Origin of the sequence: uncultured Winogradskyella sp., from assembly GCF_947498345.1 — a bacterium.
Taxonomy (GTDB): domain Bacteria; phylum Bacteroidota; class Bacteroidia; order Flavobacteriales; family Flavobacteriaceae; genus Winogradskyella.
Window position 1 is genome coordinate 125,088 of the sequence record NZ_CANMJY010000003.1, and the last position, 24,411, is coordinate 149,498.

General features: G+C 32.9%; 30 protein-coding genes. 18 read left to right on the forward strand and 12 right to left on the reverse strand.

Annotation, left to right across the window (positions count from 1 at the left end):
• Positions 1–248: 248 nt before the first annotated feature.
• Both ribH and Q0912_RS05445 read right to left on the reverse strand, forming a co-directional pair.
• Entirely contained in the window at positions 249–755 is a 507-nt protein-coding gene (ribH, locus tag Q0912_RS05440) for a 6,7-dimethyl-8-ribityllumazine synthase (protein WP_299112808.1), read from the reverse strand.
• A 3-nt stretch (positions 756–758) separates the two neighbouring features.
• Positions 759–1,523, reverse strand: coding sequence for a tetratricopeptide repeat protein (locus Q0912_RS05445; RefSeq protein ID WP_299112810.1), 765 nt, complete (start codon positions 1,521–1,523; stop codon positions 759–761).
• A 139-nt stretch (positions 1,524–1,662) separates the two neighbouring features.
• Here Q0912_RS05445 and recF point away from each other — a divergent pair, with 139 nt between their 5' ends.
• From recF to Q0912_RS05490, 9 genes are all read left to right on the forward strand, one after another.
• Positions 1,663–2,742: a DNA replication and repair protein RecF gene (gene recF / locus Q0912_RS05450; protein ID WP_299112812.1), complete on the forward strand. Its 1,080-nt coding sequence runs from the start codon at positions 1,663–1,665 to the stop codon at positions 2,740–2,742.
• On the forward strand, positions 2,739–3,158 hold the full coding sequence (locus Q0912_RS05455; RefSeq protein ID WP_299112814.1) for a lipocalin family protein: 420 nt from the start codon (positions 2,739–2,741) through the stop codon (positions 3,156–3,158). The genes recF and Q0912_RS05455 overlap by 4 nt, the downstream gene beginning before the upstream one ends.
• A gap of 32 nt (positions 3,159–3,190) precedes the next feature.
• Positions 3,191–3,487, forward strand: coding sequence for a DUF721 domain-containing protein (locus Q0912_RS05460; protein ID WP_299112816.1), 297 nt, complete (start codon positions 3,191–3,193; stop codon positions 3,485–3,487).
• 92 nt (positions 3,488–3,579) lie between these two features.
• Positions 3,580–6,000, forward strand: coding sequence for a penicillin acylase family protein (locus Q0912_RS05465; protein ID WP_299112817.1), 2,421 nt, complete (start codon positions 3,580–3,582; stop codon positions 5,998–6,000).
• Complete coding sequence (locus Q0912_RS05470) at positions 5,993–6,349, forward strand: hypothetical protein (RefSeq protein ID WP_299112819.1); 357 nt, start codon at positions 5,993–5,995, stop codon at positions 6,347–6,349. The genes Q0912_RS05465 and Q0912_RS05470 overlap by 8 nt, the downstream gene beginning before the upstream one ends.
• Positions 6,350–6,444: 95 nt before the next feature.
• Positions 6,445–7,203 (forward strand): SDR family oxidoreductase, encoded by a 759-nt coding sequence (locus tag Q0912_RS05475; RefSeq protein ID WP_299112821.1) that lies wholly within the window; start codon positions 6,445–6,447, stop codon positions 7,201–7,203.
• Between the two features lie 54 nt (positions 7,204–7,257).
• On the forward strand, positions 7,258–8,172 hold the full coding sequence (locus tag Q0912_RS05480) for a response regulator transcription factor (protein WP_299112823.1): 915 nt from the start codon (positions 7,258–7,260) through the stop codon (positions 8,170–8,172).
• 43 nt (positions 8,173–8,215) lie between these two features.
• Positions 8,216–9,388: an LETM1-related biofilm-associated protein gene (locus Q0912_RS05485; protein ID WP_299112825.1), complete on the forward strand. Its 1,173-nt coding sequence runs from the start codon at positions 8,216–8,218 to the stop codon at positions 9,386–9,388.
• A gap of 56 nt (positions 9,389–9,444) precedes the next feature.
• Positions 9,445–9,885 carry a J domain-containing protein gene (locus Q0912_RS05490; RefSeq protein ID WP_299112827.1) on the forward strand — a complete coding sequence of 147 codons (441 nt, stop codon included), beginning with the start codon at positions 9,445–9,447 and terminating at the stop codon, positions 9,883–9,885.
• Positions 9,886–9,943: 58 nt separating this feature from the next.
• Here the strand turns inward: Q0912_RS05490 and Q0912_RS05495 are convergent, their stop codons facing one another.
• The 9 genes from Q0912_RS05495 to Q0912_RS05535 form a co-directional block, all read right to left on the reverse strand.
• Positions 9,944–10,546, reverse strand: a complete 603-nt coding sequence (locus tag Q0912_RS05495; RefSeq protein ID WP_299112829.1) for an SRPBCC family protein — start codon at positions 10,544–10,546, stop codon at positions 9,944–9,946.
• A 74-nt stretch (positions 10,547–10,620) separates the two neighbouring features.
• Positions 10,621–11,472 (reverse strand): AraC family transcriptional regulator, encoded by an 852-nt coding sequence (locus Q0912_RS05500; protein ID WP_299112831.1) that lies wholly within the window; start codon positions 11,470–11,472, stop codon positions 10,621–10,623.
• 54 nt (positions 11,473–11,526) lie between these two features.
• On the reverse strand, positions 11,527–11,949 hold the full coding sequence (locus tag Q0912_RS05505; protein WP_299112833.1) for an SRPBCC family protein: 423 nt from the start codon (positions 11,947–11,949) through the stop codon (positions 11,527–11,529).
• 115 nt (positions 11,950–12,064) lie between these two features.
• On the reverse strand, positions 12,065–12,820 hold the full coding sequence (locus Q0912_RS05510; protein WP_299112835.1) for a LytTR family DNA-binding domain-containing protein: 756 nt from the start codon (positions 12,818–12,820) through the stop codon (positions 12,065–12,067).
• 109 nt (positions 12,821–12,929) lie between these two features.
• On the reverse strand, positions 12,930–13,253 hold the full coding sequence (locus Q0912_RS05515; RefSeq protein ID WP_299112837.1) for a 2TM domain-containing protein: 324 nt from the start codon (positions 13,251–13,253) through the stop codon (positions 12,930–12,932).
• Positions 13,254–13,278: 25 nt separating this feature from the next.
• Positions 13,279–13,617 (reverse strand): 2TM domain-containing protein, encoded by a 339-nt coding sequence (locus tag Q0912_RS05520; protein WP_299112839.1) that lies wholly within the window; start codon positions 13,615–13,617, stop codon positions 13,279–13,281.
• Entirely contained in the window at positions 13,604–13,957 is a 354-nt protein-coding gene (locus Q0912_RS05525) for a 2TM domain-containing protein (protein WP_299112841.1), read from the reverse strand. Before Q0912_RS05525 ends, Q0912_RS05520 begins: the two co-directional genes overlap by 14 nt.
• Positions 13,948–15,303 (reverse strand): histidine kinase, encoded by a 1,356-nt coding sequence (locus tag Q0912_RS05530; protein ID WP_299112843.1) that lies wholly within the window; start codon positions 15,301–15,303, stop codon positions 13,948–13,950. Before Q0912_RS05530 ends, Q0912_RS05525 begins: the two co-directional genes overlap by 10 nt.
• Positions 15,304–15,319: 16 nt before the next feature.
• Positions 15,320–15,955, reverse strand: coding sequence for a hypothetical protein (locus Q0912_RS05535; protein WP_299112845.1), 636 nt, complete (start codon positions 15,953–15,955; stop codon positions 15,320–15,322).
• Between the two features lie 181 nt (positions 15,956–16,136).
• Here Q0912_RS05535 and Q0912_RS05540 point away from each other — a divergent pair, with 181 nt between their 5' ends.
• From Q0912_RS05540 to Q0912_RS05575, 8 genes are all read left to right on the forward strand, one after another.
• Complete coding sequence (locus Q0912_RS05540; protein WP_299112847.1) at positions 16,137–17,942, forward strand: serine hydrolase; 1,806 nt, start codon at positions 16,137–16,139, stop codon at positions 17,940–17,942.
• 119 nt (positions 17,943–18,061) lie between these two features.
• The gene (locus Q0912_RS05545) at positions 18,062–18,553 is read left to right on the forward strand and encodes a hypothetical protein (RefSeq protein WP_299112849.1); all 492 of its coding nucleotides are present in this window, start codon (positions 18,062–18,064) and stop codon (positions 18,551–18,553) included.
• Positions 18,554–18,892 carry a cyclic-phosphate processing receiver domain-containing protein gene (locus Q0912_RS05550; RefSeq protein ID WP_299112850.1) on the forward strand — a complete coding sequence of 113 codons (339 nt, stop codon included), beginning with the start codon at positions 18,554–18,556 and terminating at the stop codon, positions 18,890–18,892.
• A 160-nt stretch (positions 18,893–19,052) separates the two neighbouring features.
• Positions 19,053–19,415 (forward strand): hypothetical protein, encoded by a 363-nt coding sequence (locus Q0912_RS05555; protein WP_299112852.1) that lies wholly within the window; start codon positions 19,053–19,055, stop codon positions 19,413–19,415.
• Positions 19,403–19,996, forward strand: coding sequence for a hypothetical protein (locus tag Q0912_RS05560; RefSeq protein WP_299112854.1), 594 nt, complete (start codon positions 19,403–19,405; stop codon positions 19,994–19,996). Before Q0912_RS05555 ends, Q0912_RS05560 begins: the two co-directional genes overlap by 13 nt.
• Positions 19,997–20,162: 166 nt before the next feature.
• Positions 20,163–21,608, forward strand: coding sequence for a UvrB/UvrC motif-containing protein (locus Q0912_RS05565; protein WP_299112856.1), 1,446 nt, complete (start codon positions 20,163–20,165; stop codon positions 21,606–21,608).
• Positions 21,609–21,901: 293 nt separating this feature from the next.
• A complete protein-coding gene (locus Q0912_RS05570; protein ID WP_299112858.1) occupies positions 21,902–22,228 on the forward strand; it encodes a metalloregulator ArsR/SmtB family transcription factor in 327 nt (108 codons plus the stop codon).
• On the forward strand, positions 22,225–22,680 hold the full coding sequence (locus tag Q0912_RS05575; RefSeq protein WP_299112860.1) for an SRPBCC domain-containing protein: 456 nt from the start codon (positions 22,225–22,227) through the stop codon (positions 22,678–22,680). The genes Q0912_RS05570 and Q0912_RS05575 overlap by 4 nt, the downstream gene beginning before the upstream one ends.
• A 53-nt stretch (positions 22,681–22,733) precedes the next feature.
• On the opposite strand, the gene Q0912_RS05580 is transcribed toward Q0912_RS05575, so the two are convergent.
• Positions 22,734–23,153: a nucleoside-diphosphate kinase gene (locus tag Q0912_RS05580; RefSeq protein WP_299112862.1), complete on the reverse strand. Its 420-nt coding sequence runs from the start codon at positions 23,151–23,153 to the stop codon at positions 22,734–22,736.
• A 238-nt stretch (positions 23,154–23,391) separates the two neighbouring features.
• On the opposite strand from Q0912_RS05580, the gene Q0912_RS05585 reads away from it, so the two are divergent.
• Positions 23,392–24,411 carry a bifunctional oligoribonuclease/PAP phosphatase NrnA gene (locus tag Q0912_RS05585; RefSeq protein ID WP_299112864.1) on the forward strand — a complete coding sequence of 340 codons (1,020 nt, stop codon included), beginning with the start codon at positions 23,392–23,394 and terminating at the stop codon, positions 24,409–24,411.

Consider the following 24,411-nt stretch of genomic DNA (forward strand, 5'->3'; position numbering starts at 1 on the left):
CCCGATGACTATCGGATTCAGAATCTTGAAAACGAGGCTTATAACTAAAGCGTTTATTTTTTCTCTGATTTAACAAGTACTCTTATGATTTAAACCTGATATATCTCAAAAGTACTTAAAATACTAGGAAAAATAACCTAAGCATTCCTTAAAATTATTAACAAAAAAGATGCCAGTTTAAAATTGAAACTGAAATCGAAGTTGAAGTCTAAAATTTAAAAAGATATACAGCAAACTGAGACTGGTGCCTAATTTGTGTTTCGTCTTAAATCTGCCATCTTAATTGCGGTGATAGCGGCTTCAGTACCTTTATTACCATGCTTTCCTCCAGAACGGTCAATGGATTGTTGCATGTTATTATCTGTTAGAACACAAAAAATTACCGGAATATCACCTTTAAGATTCAAATCCTTAATGCCTTGTGTTACACCTTCGCAAACAAAATCGAAATGCTTTGTTTCTCCTTGTATCACACAACCTATAACGATAATAGCATCGAGCATTCCTGAATCGGCATAGATACTTTTAGACATTCTGGCAGCACCGTAGGTTAGCTCAAACGTCCCTGGTACATTCCAACGTACAATATTCTCTTTCACCGCACCACAATCTATGAGTGTATCAAAAGCACCTTGCCAAAGTCCTTCGGTAATTTTATCGTTCCATTCAGAAACAACAATCCCAAACCGAAAGTCTTTCGCGTTTGGGATTGCTTCTTTATCGTAATTAGATAAATTATGATTTGCAGTAGCCATGTTCTATAAGCTTGCTTCTACTTTACCTATTAATACATCCGCTTGTCCAGCCTCAGTAGAATCTGGAAAATCGGACTTGATACGTTTTAAATAATCTAATGCTTTAGCATTTTCACCTAAGTCTATAGCTACACGAGCAGCTTTTAATAAATATACTGGTGTGGTGAAATCATTTGTATTGGCTTTAAATGCCTTTTCATAATATTCTAAAGCTTCAGGTAATTGCTCTAATTGCACAAAAGCATCACCAATACCACCTTTGGCAATCGGGTTTAGCATTTTATCATCACTAGAAAAATCACCTAAATGTGTTACTGCATTTTGATAATCTTTTAAGTTTAAATACGCCATACCAGCATAGTAATTTGCTAGGTTAGCCGCAGGACTTCCTCCATACTGGTCAATAATATCCAACATACCATATTTACCTTCACCTCCATTTAAAGCCATAGTATAAAGTGAATCTGAAGCTATACCATTGGCAGCATCATCAAAATACTTTTTTGCCTGATACATTTCATTCATAGCTTCTTTATGATTTGGCTCAGCAATAAACTTATTGTAACCTAAGTAAGCTAAAACAGCTAATGCAATAGCCGCTATAACACCAATAATGTAGTTTTGATTCTTAACTACCCACTCTTCCGTTTTAGAAGCACCTTCATCTAAGGTATTAAATACCTCAGCTGTTGTTGAGTTTTCCTCAACTGCTTCTACCTTTTCTTTTTTAGTTTTTGGTTTGTAGCCCCTTTTCTTATACGTTGCCATATCTTGTCTATTAATGCGTGCGCAAAAATAAAATTTTTATTGGGAATTAAAAGCCTATTTATTTGTTATTTTTCAATAATTTGCAGGAAAAATTTAAGTCTCGTAACCGTACTGAATTCAAGGAAAGCGAATTATTTTTATGATTCTAAACACACTATCTTTAGTTAATTACAAAAATTTTGAAAGTCAGGTTTTCGATTTTGACACAAAAATCAATTGTTTTGTCGGTGCAAATGGTATCGGAAAAACCAATGCCTTAGACGCTATTTATCATTTGGCCTTTGGAAAGAGTTATTTTAACCCTATTGCGCTTCAAAATATAAAACATGGTACCGAATTTTTTGTGGTGGATGGCAATTTTACCAAAAATGATAAAACCGAAAAAATCATAGTATCGCTTAAACGTGGGCAGAAAAAAATCATAAAACGAAACAATAAAGCTTATGAAAAATTCAGTGAGCATATAGGTTTTATTCCACTCGTTATTATTTCTCCAGCGGACCGTGATTTAATCATCGAAGGCAGTGACACAAGAAGAAAGTTTATCGACAGTGTTATCTCGCAAAGTGACAAGAACTACCTGACATCTCTTATTGCCTATAACAAGGTGTTATCACAACGTAATGCTTTACTCAAATACTTTGCACTCAACAATACATTTAACGGTGATACGCTCGCTATTTACAATGAACAGCTCAATACCTATGGCACGGAAATATTTAAAAAACGTGATGAATTCTTAAGCGTATTTATTCCGATCTTTAAAGAACGTTACCAAGCTATCAGTCAAAGTAAAGAAGTCATTGATTTAAAATATAAAAGCGATTTATTTAATGGTGAATTAATTCATTTACTGGAATCTAACCTCAACAAAGACAAAGCTTTACAATACACAAGTGTAGGCTCACATAAAGATGATTTAGTATTTTTAATTGATGATTTCCCTATTAAAAAATTTGGAAGTCAAGGGCAGCAAAAATCTTTTTTAATCGCATTAAAATTGGCGCAATTCGATTTTATAAAACAGCAAAGCGGAGTGTCCCCTATTTTACTTCTAGACGATATTTTTGATAAACTCGATGAAAACCGTGTCGCTCAAATTATTAGTTTGGTAGATGATGAACATTTTGGTCAGATATTTATAAGTGATACACATGCAGATAGAACCGAAAACATTGTGAAACAAATTCATCAATCGTATAAATTATTTAAGCTATGAGAAGGTTATTTTATCTCTTATGTATTCTCGTATTTAGCTGTTCGGAAAACCCTGAAACTTATATAGAGCATCTCAATGGTTATTGGGAAATTGAAGAAGTTACACTACGTGATGGCACAAAAAAACAATACAAATTCAACGAAACTATAGACTATATTAAAATCAACGATAGTTTAAAAGGTTTTAGAAAAAAATTAAAACCTGGTATCAATGATACCTACTTTACATCTGATGATGCAGAAGCCTTAAGCTTAAAGATAGAAGGTGATCGTTTAAATATGTACTATACCACACCTTATGCGGAGTGGAAAGAAACAGTTCTTGAGGCCTCATCAGAACATTTAAAAATTACAAATGCAGATAAAAACGTATATTTATACAAACGTTATACTTCAATACAATTAGATGTAGAATGATATAAATATTACCGCTTTCGCGGCAACTTAAGATGGCAAAACGCAATAACGATAACCAACCTATACAAGACATTCTAAAAGAATTTGTAAAAACTAATAATTTACAATCTGGTTTAGACAAAGTCAACGTACGTGAAGCCTGGACTAACCTTATGGGTAATGGAGTCAACAATTATACTACAGCTATAGAATTAAAACACGACACCTTATATGTACAATTGAGTTCTAGTGTTTTAAGGGAAGAATTAAGTTACGGTAATGAAAAAATAGTTAAAATGCTCAATGAGTCTATTGGCAAAGATATCGTCAAAAAATTAGTACTTCGTTAAGTGGTTTTCTAAATCACCATTGAAAATTAGTTTAATTCGTATTAGGTCTATTATATTATTTGGTATTTTTAGATTCTCTATAATACCACTTCATGAAGCATTTTAAACTCATCGTTTCCTTTTTACTAACCCTGGGAATATTTTTTGTTTTAAACACTAAATTAGGTACTGTTCCACCTATAGGGAAATTTCTTAACCCATACACAGGCATCTGGCAAAATGAAACCAATGAATCCATTTCTGGAAACATCTTCATTCCCAACTTAAAAGATAAAGTTACTGTTCATTATGACGCACAATTAATTCCGCATGTTTTTGCCCAAAATGAAAGCGACTTATATAAAGCTCAGGGCTATTTAACAGCCAAACATCGGCTATGGCAGTTAGAATTTCAAACATACGCAGCTGCTGGACGTTTATCTGAAATTATTGGCGAAGGTGCCCTAAATTATGACCGTACAGAACGTCGAAGAGGTATGGGTTACGGAGCAGACCAGGCAATAGCATATATGGAAAAATATGATACTGAGACCTTAGCGTTTGTAAAAGATTATGCTGATGGTGTCAATGCATATATTAATCAGCTCAACCCGAAGGATTATCCGGTTGAATATAAATTATTGGATTACCAACCAGAAGCTTGGTCACCCAAAAAAACAGCATTGTTATTAATGTATATGACCAAAATGCTGGCTGGTGGTGATGAAGATCTGGAAAAGACAAATACTTTGCGATTATTTGGGAAAGATAACTTTGATTTATTATTCCCTGATTTTTTTGATATTACAGATCCGGTAATTCCCAAAGAAACCGATTGGAGTTTTATCGATGTTCCGCAAACTAACTTACCAGTAAGTAAGGCTGTACTAGATACTATTAGAGAAACGATAGATCAACCGCATCCAGATAATGGAAGTAACAATTGGGCAATCTCAGGAACTAAATCTGCAACAGGAAACCCAATTCTAGCCAACGACCCACACTTAGGATTAAATTTACCTGCCATTTGGTTTGTAATGCAATTAAGCACACCAAATCATAATGCCTTTGGAGCGACAATCCCAGGAGCATTAAGTGTTATTTCTGGTTTTAATCAATACATAGCCTGGGGAGAAACCAATGCCACCAGAGATGTTATTGATTGGTATAAAGTCGAGTTTAATGAAGACCGCACTAAGTATAAGTATGATGATGACTGGAAAGATGTAAGCATAAGAGTTGAAGACATAAAAATTAAAGGCAAAGAAAACTATAAAGACACTGTACTTTATACACATCATGGTCCTGTAGTGTATGACAAAAATTTTAAATCCGATCAAGAACTTGCAGGTTATGCTATGAAGTGGATTGGGCACCAAGGTGGTAATAACCAGAAAACGTTTATTGACTTAAACAAAGCAACGAATTATGATGATTATGTAGAGGCACTACAACATTGGAATGCTCCAGCACAAAATTTTGTTTTTGCATCTACCGAAGGTGATATTGCCTTATGGATTCAAGGAAAGTTCCCTAACAAATGGGAAGGCCAAGGAAAGTTTTTAATGGATGGTAGTAATCCAGAAAATGACTGGCAAAGTTACATTCCGCAACAATTTAATGCTAAAGTGAAAAATCCTGAGCGTGGTTTTGTAAGTTCAGCAAACCAGCACCCTGTGGATGAAAATTATCCTTATTATGTATTTAATGACGGTTACGAAACCTATCGCAATCGTGTGATTAATGACTACTTTAATTCTAAAGACAAGTTTAGTGTAGATGATTTTAAAGCTCTGCACAATAACAACTACAATCTTAAAGCTTCTGAATTAGTCCCTTTTATGCTTGAGCATATGGATACTTCTTCCCTATCTGAAGAAGAGAAAATAATCTATGAAGAAATAAAAGTCTGGAAATTTAATAATGATATTGATGAAGTTGGTCCAAGTATCTGGAGGCAATGGTATAGCAAACTTTATAATATAGTTTGGGACGAGTTTGAAGTAGAAGATACAGCACTCGATGCTCCCTCTACCTACCAGACGATTTACTTGTTAAAAAACTACGGCAACCATAAGTTTATGGATATTGTAGAAACTAACGAAACCGAAACCGCAAAAGATTTATTTTTATTAGCTTTTAAAAACGCGGCAAAACGCCTAATAGAAATAAAAAAAGAAGAAGGAGATTATAAATGGGGTAATTATAAAGGCACTTATGCTGGTCATTTATTGCAAGCACTTCCAGCATTTTCACGTTTTGATATTCCTATAGGTGGAGACCGAAATATTGTTAATGCAACTTCCGAGAATCATGGCCCCTCATGGAGAATGATCGTAGAAATGACCTCACCACCAACAGCTGTTGGTATTTATCCAGGCGGACAATCTGGTAATCCTGGCAGTAAATACTACGATAACTTTATAGATGACTGGGCTGCTGGAAAATACTATAGCCTTAACTTTTTACAATCAAATGAAGCAACAAGTGCTATTATTGGGACACAAATTTTAATACCATCAACCCATGAATAAGAATATCATCAACTTTATAGCGACAATACTTTTGGCACTAATATTATCCTTATTTCTACCATGGTGGTCAGTAATGACAGCTGCATTAACAACGGCTTTATTTATTCCGCTTAAAAAAAGTGCGGTATTCTTTGTACCCTTTTTGGCTATACTACTATTTTGGGCAGTCTATAGTTTTATACTGAGTAGTGGAAACGATTATACGCTGACCAAACGCATAGCAGTTCTAATACCATTAGGAGGCAATCCTTATGTGTTAATGTTAGTTACTGGTTGTGTTGGTGGTTTAGCTGCAGGTATAGCTGCTATTTTTGGGAAGCAATTGAGTCTATCCCTTGAAAAAAAATAATATTCTGAGATTTAAACAACACAACCATAGATTTGGCAAAATCATAACTAGCAATTAGTCTCAACTTTGCATTGTAAACAAAAAACAATACAATTATGAGAACTAAAACAGCAATTATTACAGGAGGAAGTCGCGGATTAGGTAGAGACATGGCAATTAGTCTAGCAAAAAATGGAATAGATATTATATTTTCTTATCACAGTAATTCTACAAAAGCAGAAGAAGTTATAAACGACGTAAAATCTTTAGGTCAAGATGCTAAAGCATTTCAATTTGATGCTAACGATTATAAAAGTGGACAAGCATTTATTAAAAGTGCTACAGATTATCTAAACAAAAAGAATGGTAACTCATCAAACTTCGATTTTTTAATTAACAACGCTGGGACTGGCACCTATAATATGGTAGCTAATACTACAGAAGATCAGTTCAATGAAATGATGAATGTGCATCTAAAAAGTGTCTATTTTATGACACAAGCTGCTCTACCCTTTTTAAATGATAGTGGTCGTATTATCAATATTTCGAGCGGATTGGCACGCTTTAGTTTGCCAGGTATGTCCGTATATGCCATTATGAAAGGGGCAATTGAAGTCTTTACACGTTATTTAGCCAAAGAACTAGGTGACAGAAAAATAACAGCTAATACGATTGCTCCAGGAGCTATAGCAACTGATTTTGCTGGCGGAAGCAATAAAGATGAGGATAAAGCAAAAATGATTGCTAGTATTACAGCATTAGGGCGCGTTGGAGAAGCAGAAGATATAGGAGGAGTTGTAGCATTTTTATGCTCTGATGATGCTGGTTGGGTCAATGGTCAACGCATTGAAGTTTCTGGCGGAATGTTAGTATAACCATATTAGAATTGGACCAAAAGTGGTCCAATTCTTTTCATTACATTTATAATAATGAAAGCTATTAAACGACTTAAAAAAGTAGGAGACTATCATAAGCTGGCAAATCTTGCGGCTCCAGAGCATCCTTTAATTAGTTTAATTGACTATTCTAACGTTCAGTATCCTGATGACATTAGTGAGTTAAGCTGGACACAAGATTACTATACTATTGGTCTTAAACGAAATGTAGCTTATAAACTGTTCTATGGTCAGCAAGAATATGATTTTGATGAAGGTTTAATGACCTTTGTAGCTCCGAATCAGGTAATGAGTCTTTCTAGCAATCCTAATATAAGGCATTCACCATCGGGTTGGCTACTATTAATCCACCCTGATTTTTTATGGAATACCACATTAGTAGAAAAAATTCAGAAATACGAATTCTTTGGTTATACCATTAATGAAGCCTTGTTTCTTTCGGAAAGAGAGGAAACCATGATGGGTGATTTATTGCAAAACATACAACGCGAATATCAATCTAACATTGATAAATTCAGTCAGAATATCATTATATCGCAAATAGAACTTTTGTTGAATTATGCTGAGCGTTTTTACGAACGACAGTTCATTACCAGAAAGATTGTTAATCATAAAATCTTAGATGGGTTAGAGTTAATTTTAAAAGACTATTTTAAAGATGAATCGCTTATTGACAAAGGAATCCCAAGTGTACAATGGGTCGCAGATAGCTTAAATCTATCACCTAATTATTTAAGCAGTATGTTAAAATCTTTGACCGGTATGAGCACTCAGCAGCATATCCATCAAAAACTGATTGAAAAAGCTAAGGCACAATTATCCACCACAACATTGTCTATCAGTGAAATTGCATATAATTTAGGGTTTGAACAACCTGCATCATTCACAAAATTGTTTAAAAACAAAACAAAGATGTCACCCTTAGAATTTAGAAAGACTTTTAACTAAAGTTTACAGATAAAAAGTATCTTTATGATATAATTAAAAATTTATGAACCCATCAGCTAACGGCTGGATAAAAAAATTGCTCAGTGAAGTTTCTGAAACTACGTATTCGCAAATTGCGATTACTGAGTTTTACAGCAAATTAAAACTTACAGGGTTTATTTATGGAAGCAATATCAAAGTGGTATTAGACATTGTTAAACGCTTTGATTTTACTGAAGAAGAACGCTGTAAAATAAATCTTTTACTCACCTATTATTTTATATACAAAAAAGAACAAACCGAAGAGGATTTTACAGATAATCTTATTAGATATTATAAAGCAATAAGCGATAAAAAGCAGTCAATTTTCGAAGAATTATTTGGTGATAAATCATCAGATAGTTTATTAGAAAAAATGATTCACAAGCGGATTCATATTGACGATAATTTCATTACAAAAAGTTTTAATTATTTCTTAATCAATGCACTTTTATTTGTAGATGTTTTAGGATATCAACGTTTTTTGAAAGATGAAAACAATATAAGATCTTATGTTAACCAACTTGAATCAGCTCTAGAAACCATTGTATTTTCTGTTATTGATGCCAAATCTAAAAAGACCGAATACGACCATAATCTCATAAAGTTATTTGAAGGCTCTATAAGACACAAAAACTCTGTGTTACCTTCTTACAAAGACGCTGTTTCCTTTGTTAAAAGACCTCTTGAAAAACTTTACGTTATTGATTTGGTATGCATGGCATCATGGACTGATAAAGTTATAGATGAAGAAGAACGCAAATTTTTAAATCGTTTAAAAACTGACTTATCACTATGTGATGCTGACATCGCAAAATCAGTAGATGATATTAATGTCTTTTATGAAGAGCATAAAGATGAAGTAGCCTTTTTAAGCTCAAAAAACTTAGCTCAGAGTTTTTACGACAACAGTAGTAAAGTTGTTTCTAAATTGATAAAACGCAATAGCAAACGTCTTATTAAAGAACTGTCTGAAAGTAAAGAAGCTATGGCACTTTTAGCACAGTCTACACAACGTAATTTATCAGATGAGGAGCAGAAAAAAATTCAGTCGCAGCTTCTAGATATTTTTAAATCCATTCCTAGTCTGGCTATTTTTATGTTACCTGGTGGCATGTTATTGCTGCCTCTATTTGTAAAGTTTATCCCTAAATTATTACCATCAGCATTTGATGATAACAGAATTGAAGACGATTAAATTGTAACATTATTTTCTAATTCGTTACATATAGATAAAACAAAATACGTTCTGTTATGATAACTAACTACTACACTTTATTAAAAGTAGAACCATCTTCGGATATCAATACCACAAAAAAAGCCTTTAGAAGAGAAATTGCTATTTATCATCCAGACAATAATACTTCTCCAGAAGCTAGAGAGCAGTTTGAAAAATTAGTTGAAGCCTTTGATATTTTATCTAACGAAGAAAAACGCCGTGATTATGTTGAAATGTTGAAGTATGAGGCCACAAACAAGCCTATTATTATAGAACAAAAACAACAGTATGAAGATTGGCAAAAGGAAGCTAAAACCAAATCTAAAACATATGAGGACTATGGTATTAATGACCTCTTGGCATTGGACACATTTAATACAGTAGATGAAGATATTGCAGAAAGTATAATATCTGATGCTGATGACTTAGTCGACGGATTGACTGATGAGCTAGGAGATATTTTCGATTTATTTTAAATAAAAAGAAGCCTAACAAAAAATGCCAGACTTCTTTAAAACTTGCTATTAATCTAATCTATTTCTTTTTCAATGCCTTATATTCCTTCTTAACTCTTCTGAAATTGTCCTTTGTAACACTTTCGCCAGTTCTAATATAATGCTCTATAGATATCGCATAATCTCTAATTAGGCGTTTAAATTTTCCTTTGGCAAAAGCTCCCATAAATGCTGGCTTAGTCCTATATTCCATGCTAAAAACAAATCTACACGAATTGTCATCTATGCGTTCAACTTTATAAGTGCCTCTGGTATAATTAGGATCTACAGGGAATTTATCAGCTTGAAATACCTGATTTACAAATGTCATATTATCAGGGTCGTAAGACACCATTCTCTCTTTTAACAGACGTGTTTTTTTATCATTGAAATAACATACACGTTCTGCTCCTTCTTCAGCTTTAAGTGATCCGTTCACATATTCTGAAGTTATAATTTTTGGGTGCGAATATGCAACTGCACCATAATCTTCTCCTACAACAGCCCAAACTTTTTCTGCACTATGAGGAATTACTTTACTGACTGTAAATTTCTGAACTTTCTTTTGTGCTAAAGCTTCGTTTGTTGAAGCCACAATCATTAATAAAATCATAAAAAATGATATACTTTTTGTGTTAAACATGAGTAATTTTTTTTTAGTTATCAATACTCAAATTTAAAGCCAATACCAGCCCAAACATTTAATAATCAGGTCAATTAGTTATGATTAAAGTTCAATCTGAAATGGGATGGAGAACATCCATATTGTTCTTGGAATGAGTTAGAGAAATGAGCAACTTCCGAGAAACCACAATTAAATGCAATTTCACCAATACGTTCATTAGTATTTAAAAGAAGTTTGGCAGCACGTTCTAGCTTTCTTCTTTTAAAATATCGTCCAGGACTTTCGTTATATACTTTTTTAAATTCTCGCTTAAAAGTAGACAAACTAACTCCATGTAGTAGAGCTAGCTCATCTAAATTTAAGTTATTATACACGTTGGCCTCTATTAGCTCTTTAAAGGAATATTCGTTTGGAGTAAATAAACTCGCTATTAACTGCTGCATAGATCCTGTAGCATCGGTCTTAATTAAAAGTAGAATGATTTCTTTAAGTTTTAGCTTTAATAATTCTTCATTAACTAAGTCTGGGTTTTCGAAATAGAATTTAAGACTGTTGATGTAGTTTTTTAAAAGTTTACTGGATTTTACTTTCTCCAGACTACTAGGTTTAGTACCTGCGACAGATTTAAAAAAACCAGGGAGCTCCTTATCATATAACTTTTTTAAAACATCTGGATAAAAATGAATAGCAATAGCCTCGCAAGTACTTTCATCTGAAGTGGCTAACCAATCATTAAGGTAATTACCACACTTCATCACTACGGCTTCTTCTGTATTTAGTTTAAGATCAGAGACTGCAGAAAACACTTTAGATTCGCCAGCAACTGCATATAAAAAACATGCTTCATTATGCATTATACCAGGTACCTTCATTGGTGGTTTTAATACCACACGCTCAAATATCCCTTTTTCGTATAAACTAAATTGAAGGTGTTCTTTTACCATTTAGTGATGTATCTTAATTCAAAATTAGAAGAATTCTTAAATAATTGTCAGATATTAATGTACTAAACTATTAACAAAACTTTCAATCCCGTTTATACCCATAACACCTAAACCAGATAATGCCTCTCTTACTTTAAGATCATCTGTATCCTCAACCAAATAATTCCAACTCCAAACCACTGCAGTGGTATCTTCATTAATGGTTTTTACCTTCATACTGCCTTCAATATCTTTAACAGGTAATATATGTTGCGTAGGAATAAAATATCTAAAGATCTTATTTTCATTATCAACTTGTAAAATATCCTCTTCAAAACTTCCTTCTGCAGTAGCACAAACTCTTTTATTGCCTTCAACTTTACAACTTGTAATTGGTGCTAACCACTTATCTACATCCTTGCCAGAAGCGATAACTCCCCATACCGATGACGGGTTTGCACTAATTATAACCTCAACACTGTGATTTGATTTTTTCATCTTTTCTAAAATTTTTAAATTAAACATTCATTCAATTCAAAATTAGAACAGATAACTCTTTTAGCCTTTTAGAAATAGCCCAATTACTTGTAAGAAAAGGTCAAAGTAAAATGTACTATTCTAACCAGTTCTTAAAATCCTTTACACGCTCTCTGGCTACAATAACTTCTTGCTCATTAAAGTTATTTAATTTAATCTGAAGTCTGGAATTAGTATAGCTAATAATGTCTTTAATAGCATTTATATTCACATAAAATTTTCTACTTACCCTAAAAAACACATGAGGTTCTAACTCGTCTTCGAGTTGGTCTAATGTCATATCTAAAAGATAGTTTCTGCCTTCATTAGTATGTGCATAAGTACCTTTGTTCTCACTATAAATACATTCAATATCTTCTATATTAATAAGCTTTAAATGTTGACCTACTTTTACAGAAAAACGTTTTTTGTATTCGCGTTCTATAGGGTTAACCAATAGCTTTTTAATATCATTAAAGTCTAAAGTAACTGCTTGTCTTTTGGGCGTTCTGCTTTTAAATTTTTCTACAGCTGTGTTTAAATCCTCATCATCAATAGGCTTTAACAAGTAATCTATACTATTTAACTTAAATGCTTGTAATGCATATTCATCATAGGCCGTTGTAAAAATGACTGCCGAATTGATGTCTATTGCTTCAAAAATCTCAAAAGACAAGCCATCACTTAATTGAATATCTAAAAAAATGAGATCTGGATGTTTATTTCCCTGAAACCACTCTATAGATTCTTCTACAGAATGCAACATTGTTTCTGCTTCAACATCCAAGGCTTTAAGCATGCGCTGTAAACGTCTTGCAGATGGTTTTTCATCTTCTATTATAATTACATTCATAATTTAATTTTTGTTGAAAAATGATTAGTAAATAGTCGCTTTTAAAAATTTGGTATTTTTCTGAAATGATGAATACACTTAGTGCTGTGGAAAACACAACTGTAAAAAATTATTCCCAAAGCTTTTTCTCTGAGTCTTCTTCTTTTGTAAATTCTTTGATTTTTCTTTCCTCCCAGCTTCGTTTAAAAATTGCTTTTTCTTTAAAAGTATTTAACCCATGAATTATAATAAAAACTGACCATCCTACTATTATACTAAGGTTTAGACTTATAATATTATTTTTATAAGGTCCATCTTCGATAATATAAAAGTTATAAAGAATAAGAGCTATACCAATAATATAGAATACTAAATGCAAGTAAAATATCTTAATGCGTCTAACCTTGTTTTGTGCATTAACCAGCAGTTGTTTTTCATCTTTATTTAATGTCATAGTATTATTAATTTACAGCTTAAAATTACTCCCAATTTTGACGTTCTTTATCCATAAACTCTTGCACTTTACGCTTTTCCCAGTCTTTACCAAAAAAGAAGTCTGGCCCGAATACACCTATAAAATGAAAGATCAATCCAATACCCCAAAACGCCGCTGTAGCATATGGTCCAAAGCCATTAAAACCTGCATTAACACCTATAAGAATAATTAAAAAGATATTAATCACTATATAAACCGCCAAGTGCCAATAAAACCCAACAAGTGCTTCTACTTTCTTTTTAGCTCTTAAATATGCTTCTTCTTTTCTAAAATCTGAAACCTCTTCTTTATCTTTATAAGGCTCTATATTATATTTTTCCATGATTTTTCTCTTCTGAATTATTAAATAATTCTTTGTTCATTAATTCTTCTATCTTACGCTCTTCCCAAGCTTGTCCGTATTTAAGGGATAAAAAGTGCAGTACTAAAAATATACCCCAAATTACCCATACACTCCATACATTTATACTCATTAACTCGTTAGTGAAACTCTCCCAACTTCCTAAATTATTCCAGACTTTAACTACCGTAATACCTATATTTACCAGTATATAAATCATAAGATGCGTATAAAACCCCTTCTCTTTTTCGACTCTATTTTTAGCTCTTATATACTTTAAATTTGATTTTTCATTATTCATAACACTACGCTTTAATTCCAACGGTTATTTTGATCATCTTTGCGCATATACTCTTCGATTTTCTTTTTTTCCCAGCTAGCGCCAAATGCTCCATTATCTACAAATACTCTATAAGCTTGTATAACCAAACTCAATCCCCAACCAAACATAGGAAACCAAAACCATTGTATGGTATGTCTGGAATATGTATACCATATAAAAATTAGAAATGGTATTACAAACACATATGAAATTAGACTATAATAAAATCCTTTTAATTCTTCTACACGTTTACGAGCTCTAACATAATCGTCATTTAGACGCTCTTCAGATTTTTGTATTGTTCTCATGATTGATACTTGTTTTGTGAGCATAGGAATTGCTACTGCAAAATCCTTTTCTCTTTGATTGATATAAACTTTTCGTTCTGAAAGAAGCTTATAGCGTTGTTTTATATTTTCTAAACCAACTCCACTACTCTTCTTTACTATTTGTTTTGGTTGAAGATTATTCATCACCACTAAGTGATTACCATCTTCGTATATTTTAATGTGTAACGGTTTACTCGAGGTTACCATATTATGTTTTACTGCATTTTCTAAGAGTAACTGTAATGACAGCGGTACAACTTTACTTTCAGGGTTAGAGGCCTTATCTGGTATCTCAAAAATAATGCTATCCTCAAAGCGCATTTTTAAGAGCGACATATATGTTTTGGCAAAATTCAATTCTTCATCTACTGTCACCAATTCTTTATTCTTCTGTTCTAAAACATAGCGATACACCTTAGATAATGACGTCGTAAACTTCTGTGCACTATCTGGATTTTCTTCTATTAAACTCGTTAAAACATTTAAGCTATTGAACAAAAAATGTGGATCTAGTTGATTCTTTAAAGCATCAAATTTTGCACTTGCTGCACCCGCTATTACTTTTTGTTCTTTTACTTTATTCTTTTGGTAGCGATTATAGAAAAACACCACATAGAAAACAGAAACTATACTTAATGTAATCCATAACCCAAAGGCATAATTTCGCCAGTTATCTCTACTTACAAACTCACTAAAAGATTGGTTATAAATGACTACAGAAATAAAGACTCTTATAAGAAATATTGCAAAAAGCGTTATTATAGTTGCGCCAGAAATACCAAAAACAATACGTTTTATAACATCAAAATTTTCAAACTTTCGGCGCTTTATAAATTCAAAATATACTGTATTTACATAGCTTAAAACAAAGGTGTAAAGTTGTGTATAACCAAAATCAATAAAGAAGTCATTTAAGCTTTGATATTGAAAGTTGTTACCAGATACAAGATTACTTATAACTTGTATAACGCATCCAATAAAAAATACAATTACTAAACTCTTAATTGACTTAAGCATACTTTTCTTCTTTTAATTACGACTTACAAGATTCTACAACTTGTTCGGCACGTTTTTTTCCCCAATTAGGATGAAATTCACTCTCTGGCTTAAAGGTATCAAAAAGTTTAATTGATGCCTCAATATCTTTACAGTATGGTGCTGTATCTTTACCAAAGTATCTGGCACTACCCATATCCCAATCGGCTTTACAAAATACTGCTCTGGGATTTTCTGGTTCTAATTTTACAGCTTTAGCATATAACTCTGCTACTTTTGCAGCATACTTCATACCATAGGTTGCCCCATCATAAGCCACCCAATTGGTGTACACCTGAGCTTGCATTATTATTAATTCTGCATTGTCTTCGCTTTTGGTCATAGCTATATCCAAATGTTCTTGCGCTTTGTCTAATTGTGCTTTTAAAACCGTTTCATCCTTTTCGTTCCAGCTTTTTAAACTGTTAATTTGTGCCACATAATAGTTGGGCAACCATTCTTTTGATTCTGCCTTTGCAATACGTTCAAACATATTTTCGGCTTCATCCATTTTGTCTGCTTCCCAAAGCTCAAAAGCTTTAGCCATACCTTTTTCAAAATTGGTTTGGGCATTTAGGCTTGCGCCTACTTGGCCTATTATTAATGCCACTAAGATTCTAACTAATACACTCATAATTATTTGTTTTAATTTGACACAAATATCTAACGCAAATACATGTTTAAAAAACCAGACTTACCGAACTGTAATTTTTTAATGACGAATTGTAATTTCTTTAAATTTCCTTTTAAAAAAGAGTAACTTAGTAAGCACTTTTACTACCAATAAAGTGTCTAACCATTAAATCCGACCAAAAATGAAGATTAGAATTCTTATTGTTGCCCTGTTTTTAATTTCTACAATAACATATGCGCAAACCGACAAACGTTTAAAAGGTATTGAAAAACAGTTTAATTCCGTTTTAGAAAGCACTAAAGCAGCTGGTTTTGCAGTTGCTATTGTAGAAGGTGACAAAATTATCTACGCTAAAGGCTTTGGCTATGCAGATTATGAAAACAAAATACCTGCAAATGCCAATACACTCTTTGCTATTGGGTCTTCTACAAAAGCCTTTACTTCTGCGCTATTAGGTTTGCTTAGAGAAGAAGATAAATTAGATTTTGATGACAGTCCATTGAAATATGTACCCAATTTAGAGTTTTATAATGATGATATGAACAATACCATTATCATTAAAGATTTAATGCGCCATAGTACTGGCTTACCCAGACATGATGGCGCGTGGTACTTCTTCCCTAGTCATGATAAAGACACTTTAGTGTCACGCATGCAATACCACGAACCTTTTACAGGAGTGCGTCAAAAGTGGTATTACAATAATTTCGGATTCCTTTTGCAAGGTGTTATTACAGAAAAGCTAACTGGTGAAAGCTGGGAAAAAAACATAGAAGACAAGTTCTTTAAACCTTTGGGCATGAACCGCTCTAAAACAAGGATCGATGGCATGAAAAACGGCACCAATACTGCTTTTGGTTACACTTTAGACGAAGACAGAGCTATCGAAAAAATGGGCTATTACGATATTGCAGGTATGTCACCAGCAGGTAGTATTAACAGTAGTGTTAATGACATGAGCAAATGGCTGATGACCTGGATCAACAAAGGAAAATATGGTGAAGAACAAATTATTCCAGAAAACTACGTAAAAGAAGCGATGAGCTCTCAAATGGTAGCAGCAGCAGGCTACCCAAATGAAGAATTACCAGATATGCAATATGCTAACTATGGCTATGGATGGTTTTTGCACTCATATAAAGGGCATTATATGGTAGAACACGGAGGTAATATTGATGGATTTTCGGCAAGTGTCGCCTTATATCCTACAGATAGTTTAGGTATTGTGGTCTTAGCCAACCAAAATGGCTCTGCTGTACCACGATTAATACGAAACATTGCTGCAGACCATATGTTAAAAGTAAAAAAAACAGCATGGGCACAACAACATAAAGAGGATACGGAGAAAGCACTTAAAGCACAAGAAGATGCTAAAGACGATAGAGAATCTTCTAATGTAAAAGGCACAAAACCATCGCATGCCAAACTCGACTATACTGGTACTTATGAGCACAAAGGCTATGGCAAGGTGGATATCATTGTAGAGAACGACACCCTTTTTACGCAGCTTAATAATAAGAGGCAATATTTACACCATTACCACTATGACACCTTTGAACTTATAGATGTTATTGAAGGTAAAGTAGATACAGCCGCTATTGGCAGATCGTTAAAAATTACCTTTAGTACTAACGAAGCTGGTGATATCGATTATGGTCGTGTAGGTATAGAGCCTATGGTAGACCCAATTGCTTTTAAACGTACACCAAATATCATCGATGTCGCTATAGAAGCTTTAGAGCGTTATGTTGGTAAATACGATTTAATGGGTACAGAAATAAAGGTATACATTAAAGACGAAAATGTACTCTATGCCTTTGTACCTAACCAACCTGAATATGAGCTCGTGCCAACTGCAGAGCATAAGTTTAACCTTAAAGTACTCGATGGTTTTAAAGTGGAGTTTATTGACACCGATGGTGAGATCAATGAGGTAAAGTTTATACAACCTAATGGCACTTTTGTAGCGAAGCGGAAAGCGGAGTAATACTTTAAAAAATACGTAAGGTTACGTATAAAAAACAATGTGCTTTACTGCTAAATTTGAGATATATAATATAGTGGAGCTAAAAACATTGTTTTTAGCCCTCCGTTAGGCACAATTTGATGGAAAGCCAAAAAGAAACAAATAGACTATTACAAAAAATGGTTGAGCTTCTTGCTAAAAACGAGGCTCGAATTGAAACTAATGAACTGACTTCAACTGCAGATGGATTAATTAAAAAAGCAGAGAAAGAAGGTGACGAAGCTGCTAAAAAAATACAATCAAGTTTTGATAGAATTCACGACAAGTTATTTACCATTAATAGTATTCTAATTGCATCTTATGTTGGTCTAAGTAAGTTCCCAACTGAAAAACCCATCTTTAGTTTATGGATGGCTCTTCTGCCAATATTGAATATTTTCTATTTGGTATTATTAGAAAAATATCAAATGGAAATATATAGACACGCTTCCCAAAGAATGAATTGGAATTTATCAACTGATGTAGATAAATATGGAAAGAAAATCAATAGACAAAATTTAAGGTCTTTGCTTGCTATAATAACAACCTTGGCTTTATCAATATTTCTTGCAGTAAAAATAATCACCTATTAAATGAAAAAGCTCTTTTTAGATGATGTTAGAACCATCGATATGATTTATGACAAGTCAATGGAATCTGAATTTGATATTGTTCGCACATATAAGGAATTTGTTACTTATATTAAGGAAAATGGACTGCCGAACTATATAAGTTTTGATAATGACCTTGGACTTGGAGAGGATGGAAAAGTCGCACCTGATGGATTGGCTGCTGCGAAATGGTTAGTGTATGAATCGGAACTTGATTTGCGGAATTTAGAATTCAAAGTACACTCTGCGAATCCAGTTGCAGCGGAACAGATAAAAGGACTTTTAAATAATTATATAAAACATTTAAAAACAACCGAATAAAAAACTGTGCCTAACAACGTGTATAGCTCATTGCGGCTGAATTCCTAATCGGAATTCATTGCAATTTGCTATCTTTCGATTACGGCGGAAAATCAGATATGATTTTCCGCAACGAGCCATACACAAATCCGTTAGCCACAAGTATAAACAACATCAAAATTTGAAAAATACATTTCATCTGATTTTAATTTTGTCCCTTTTTATTAGTTGCAAAAATGAACTAATTATTCAACCAAAATACTGGGATTTTGAAACTGATTTAGAAGCAAAGAACTTATTTGGTAATGTTAAAGAATATAGCCAGTTCAGAGCTAATATTCAAGGTTCCGATAAAAGACAAACCGAAAAACCAATAATCAGACTAAAAGAAAGTTTCAACAAAAGTGGATTTGTAAAAAGAATGGAATATTTTGATACGTTTGGAAAAACACTACAAATAACAGAAAATTTCTATGACTCAAATAATTATTTGCAAAAGAGAATAACAAAAGGGGGAACTTTCCTAAAAATATGGTTGAGTTAATCAAACTTGATACTATTAAAAAAACAGAGTTTAGAAATATTACAATTAATGATACATTAAACATTGAATTTCATTCAACTTTTGCTAAACTTGATAGAATTGAAGAACGAATGAAAATTGAGAATGGAGATACGACTCTTATCAAATATAATTACAAGTTTGATTCAAACGAAAACATTATTCTATTAGAAGAAATAGAAAACGGAACTAAAACTGTAACAGAAAACAAATATGACCAAAATGGAAATATTGTGGAATCAATAAACGGGTTGAACAATTTCAAAATGAAGACTGTTACAATTTATAAAGCTGGACAAATATCCAAAATTGAGTACTATAGCATTTTTGATGATTCAGAACAGCTTCTCGAAAGCGTAACAGAATTTGACAAGTATTATAATCCGATTAACGAAAAAACTTATCAAGAGAATAAATTGAACAGAGAAACAAAGAATGAATATGAATTTGACGATAATGGAAATTGGATTAAGAAGACTGTTTCTTTAAAAGAACATTTTTACAATTCGAAGAAATTTGTTCCGATTTACATTGAGAGCAGAAAAATTGAATATTGGGAATAAATACCAGTGGCTAACAACGTGTATAGTTCATTGCGGCTGAATTCCTAATCGGAATTCATTGCAATTTGCTATCTTTCGGTTACGGCGGAAAATCATAGCTGATTTTCCGCAACGAGCCATACACAAACACGTTGGCAACAATTAGAGAGCATCAACAAATTTAAAAATGGAAACTAATAAAATACTTGCAATAGCAATAAACGATTATGACGATGCTGAATTAAATCAAATTCAAAACTGTAAAAAGGATTTAGAAAATATTATTAAAGTTCTTACAACAAAATACACATTCGACGATGTTGAATTTATTTTTGAAAAATCAAAGACCACAAGAAAGGCACTTTTCAATTCTTTAAATGAATACTTTATTAATTGCCTACCTGAAGACAATGTACTTTTACTTTTTGCAGGACACGGTCACTACAACGAACAATTAAATACTGCCTATTGGCAACCATCAAATGCAGACCCAAAAGATTCTTCAACCTGGATTAGTATTATTGAAATATTAACCTTCATAAAAGCATCCAAAGCTTTTCATATAGGGTTAATTTCAGACTCATGCTTTTCAGGAGCAATATTCGAGCCTATGCGAGGTGGTGGAATTCAAGCATTTAAAAAACATAAATCTCGATTGGGCTTAACATCTGGCGGAATTGAGAAAGTTAGTGATGGTCAAGAGGGAGAAAACAGTCCTTTTGCAAAATCTCTAATAAACGTTCTTGATAAAAACCAATTAAAAGAACTTCCTTTTTCTGTTTTAGCTACAGATGTAATTTTAGAATTTAGTGAAAAGAAAAAGCAAACACCAAGGTTTGGACCATTAAGCGAGGTAGGTCATGATGGTGGAGCATTTATATTTAAATTAAAATCCGCAGAAAAAGAAAGTATTATAATTGATAATAAAAATGAGTTTCTAAAAAAGCGGATGGCACATTTATTTATAGAAATTTCAGAAATTGATTTAGAAACTATTGATAAAATAAAACCAATTAGTGATTTAAAAAATCAAGTAGTTAGGAAGCAAAAATATGAGGAAGCTGCAAAGCTTCGAGACGATGAAAAACAGCTTGAAAAAGAAATTTTTGATAGAATTCCTAAACATATCGATACTGTTATTGCGACCATGAAATTTAGTGATGAACAAATAGAGAAGTCAAAACAACTTGATATTGATATTGCAAAATATAAAGTGGATTTAGAAAAAACTACCTCAAAAAAGGAGAAAAGAAAAGCAATAATAGAAGACGATATAATAAATGTAGAAGATGACGAAAAGAAGGAAACCTCAATTCATTTTGCCATGTTCGATGAGATTTTTGGTTTTTTTCTGCCTTCTAATCCAGCGGAAGATTTATTTGAAGATGAAAAGGATAACTTCATAAAATTTTATAAGGAGAACGTGCTTAAAATTTATGAACACATATTTAAAATTACAGGTATCTCGAAGAGTGAATTTCTAAATACTAAAATTAAAGATTTCAAAGAGATTTTAACTAAAATTTATAGATATGAAATTAATCTTTTGATTAAAGGCTATCGTGATGAAATTGATGAAATCATGATTTTAAAACAAATTGAAGTTGATATTTTAAATTGGATTAAAAAATAATAACTGTTGCCAACAACGTGTATAGCTCATTGCGTCTGAATTCCTTAATCCGAATTCATTGCAATTTGCTATCTTCGTTTTAGGGCGGAAAATCATAACTGATTTCCCGCAACAAGCCATACACAAAACAGTTAGTACATGATTACCTGTAGTGCCCAGAATCAAACTTCACAAATACCTCCCTTCCACTAACTACATTTCACCACTCACCTAAAAATTCTTAATTATTCTTAGATAATATTTGCGTAACCGAATAGTTACACATATATTTGTAACCGATTAGTTACATAATTATGAGAAGAGACGTTTTTCAAGCTATTGCAGATCCAATTAGAAGAGATATTATCGAATTACTTGCTAATGAAGCTTTAACTGTAAATGAGGTTGCCAAAAAATTTGAGATCAGTAGGCCTGCAATCTCTAAGCACCTTAAAATACTAAACGAATGTGGCATCATAGATTTTAACCCAATTGGTAGAGAACGCCTATGCCTAATACAACCACAACAGTTAATTCCTGCTTTTTTATGGATAAAGCAATACAATAAATTATGGGAAGACAGAATAGATGCATTTGAAAACTACATTAATCAAATACAAACAAAAAACGATAAAAAATGAGCGATTTAGCAAACAGAACTTTAACCATTGAAAAAATACTTAATGCACCTGTAGATTTAGTTTGGGATACCTGGACAAAGTCCGAGCACATTGTAAAATGGTGGGCGCCAAACGGAATGGATATTAAAGTTATACAGCACGATTTTAAAGTTGGCGGGAAATGGAAATATTCTATGCTAATGCCAGACGGAAATGAATTTATATCCGAAGGGACATATAAAGAGATTGAAGTGTTTAAGAAAATAATTACCTCAGCGGATTTTAAACCAATGACACATAACGTAGAACTACAAATACATTTAGAGGCTGATGGAGAGAATACAAAATTTACGTTTAATGTAATTCACGATACACCAGAATATTGCAAGCAACAAGAAGAAATGGGATTCTATAATGGTTGGGGCTCTGCATTTAACAGATTAGAAAAATTATTAACTGAGAACCTTAAATAAAAAAAGACCATCCTAAAAGATGGTCTTTTCAATTTTATATAAAATGCTTTTCTTTAAAACATCTCTCTTCCAGAGAAGTGAAACGCGCCTTCAATAGCAGCATTATCATCACTATCACTACCGTGTACTGCATTTTCACCAATAGAAGCTGCATATAATTTACGGATTGTTCCTTCAGCAGCATCTGCAGGATTAGTTGCACCTATCAAAGTTCTAAAATCTTCAACAGCATTATCTTTCTCTAAAATCGCTGCAACAATTGGTCCGCGTGTCATATATTCTACTAATTCCGGGAAGAATGGACGCTCTTTATGGATGGCGTAAAACTCCTGAGCATCAGCAGTAGTCATTTGCGTTAACTTCATTGCTACGATTCTAAACCCTGAAGCTGTAATTTTTTCTAATATTGCGCCAATGTGTCCTTTTTCAACAGCATCTGGCTTTAACATTGTAAATGTTCTGTTAGTTGCCATGTATAGTTTTTTAAAATGTGGTGCAAAAGTAAGCTATTTCTTTAATTTATCAAGCTTAGCTTTTATTAAATTAATGTTAGGATATTATCGTCAGTTAGAGTGAAAATGCTTTTTCTCTAATTTTATTTTGAAAGTGGATCAACAGCAAGTACAGAATAACAATCGCAATACAAAACATTCTCTTAATTTCATATTAAAACGTTTTACCAAACCTCTAAAAATTGTAAATTCGCTCCTTATGATTAAAGCGCAGATTTTAGAACTTAAAAAACTATTAAATACTCCTAAGCACATTGTTATTGTGCCACACAAAAATCCAGATGGTGATGCAATGGGTTCTACTTTGGGTTTATACCATTATTTAAAAACCTATAATCACAAAGCAACGGTAATTGCTCCTAATGATTACCCCAGTTTTTTAAAATGGTTACCCGGAGACGATACGGTTCTAAAATTTGAAACACAATCTGAAGAAAGTAAAGCGCTTATTGAAACAGCGGATTTACTATTTACTTTAGATTTTAATGCCTATCATCGTGCTGGAGATATGGCTGATGCTCTTGAAGCTTCTAAAGCCACTAAGATTATGATAGACCACCATCAGCAACCCGATGATTATGCCACATATACCTACTCTGATGTGAGTATGTCTTCGACTTGCGAAATGGTGTATAATTTTATTGAAATGCTAGGCGATACGGATAAAATTGATGCCACAATTGCCACTTGTCTCTATGTAGGTATTATGACAGATACGGGCTCTTTTCGTTTTCCTTCAACAACAAGTAAAACGCATCAAGTCATTGGACATTTAATCGATAAAGGAGCAGATAATTCGCAAATTCACAATAATGTATTTGACTCAAACAGTTACAGTCGCTTGCAATTATTAGGTAGAGCGATGCAGAACCTTAAAGTGATTCCAGAATTACAAACCGCTTATACTACACTCTCGCAAGCAGAATTGGATGAATTCAACTTTAAAAAAGGAGACACCGAAGGTTTTGTTAATTATGGTCTGTCTTTAGAAGGTATCATTTTTGCTGCAATCTTTATTGAAAGCAAGCAGGAAGACATCATTAAGATCTCTTTTCGAAGCAAAGGCAATTTTTCAGTGAACGAATTTTCAAGAGCACATTTTAATGGAGGCGGCCATACTAATGCAGCTGGAGGACGTAGTGAAACAGATATGCAGTCTACCATTGTCAAATTTATTAGTATATTACCACAGTATAAAAATGAATTGTCCCAATCGTAA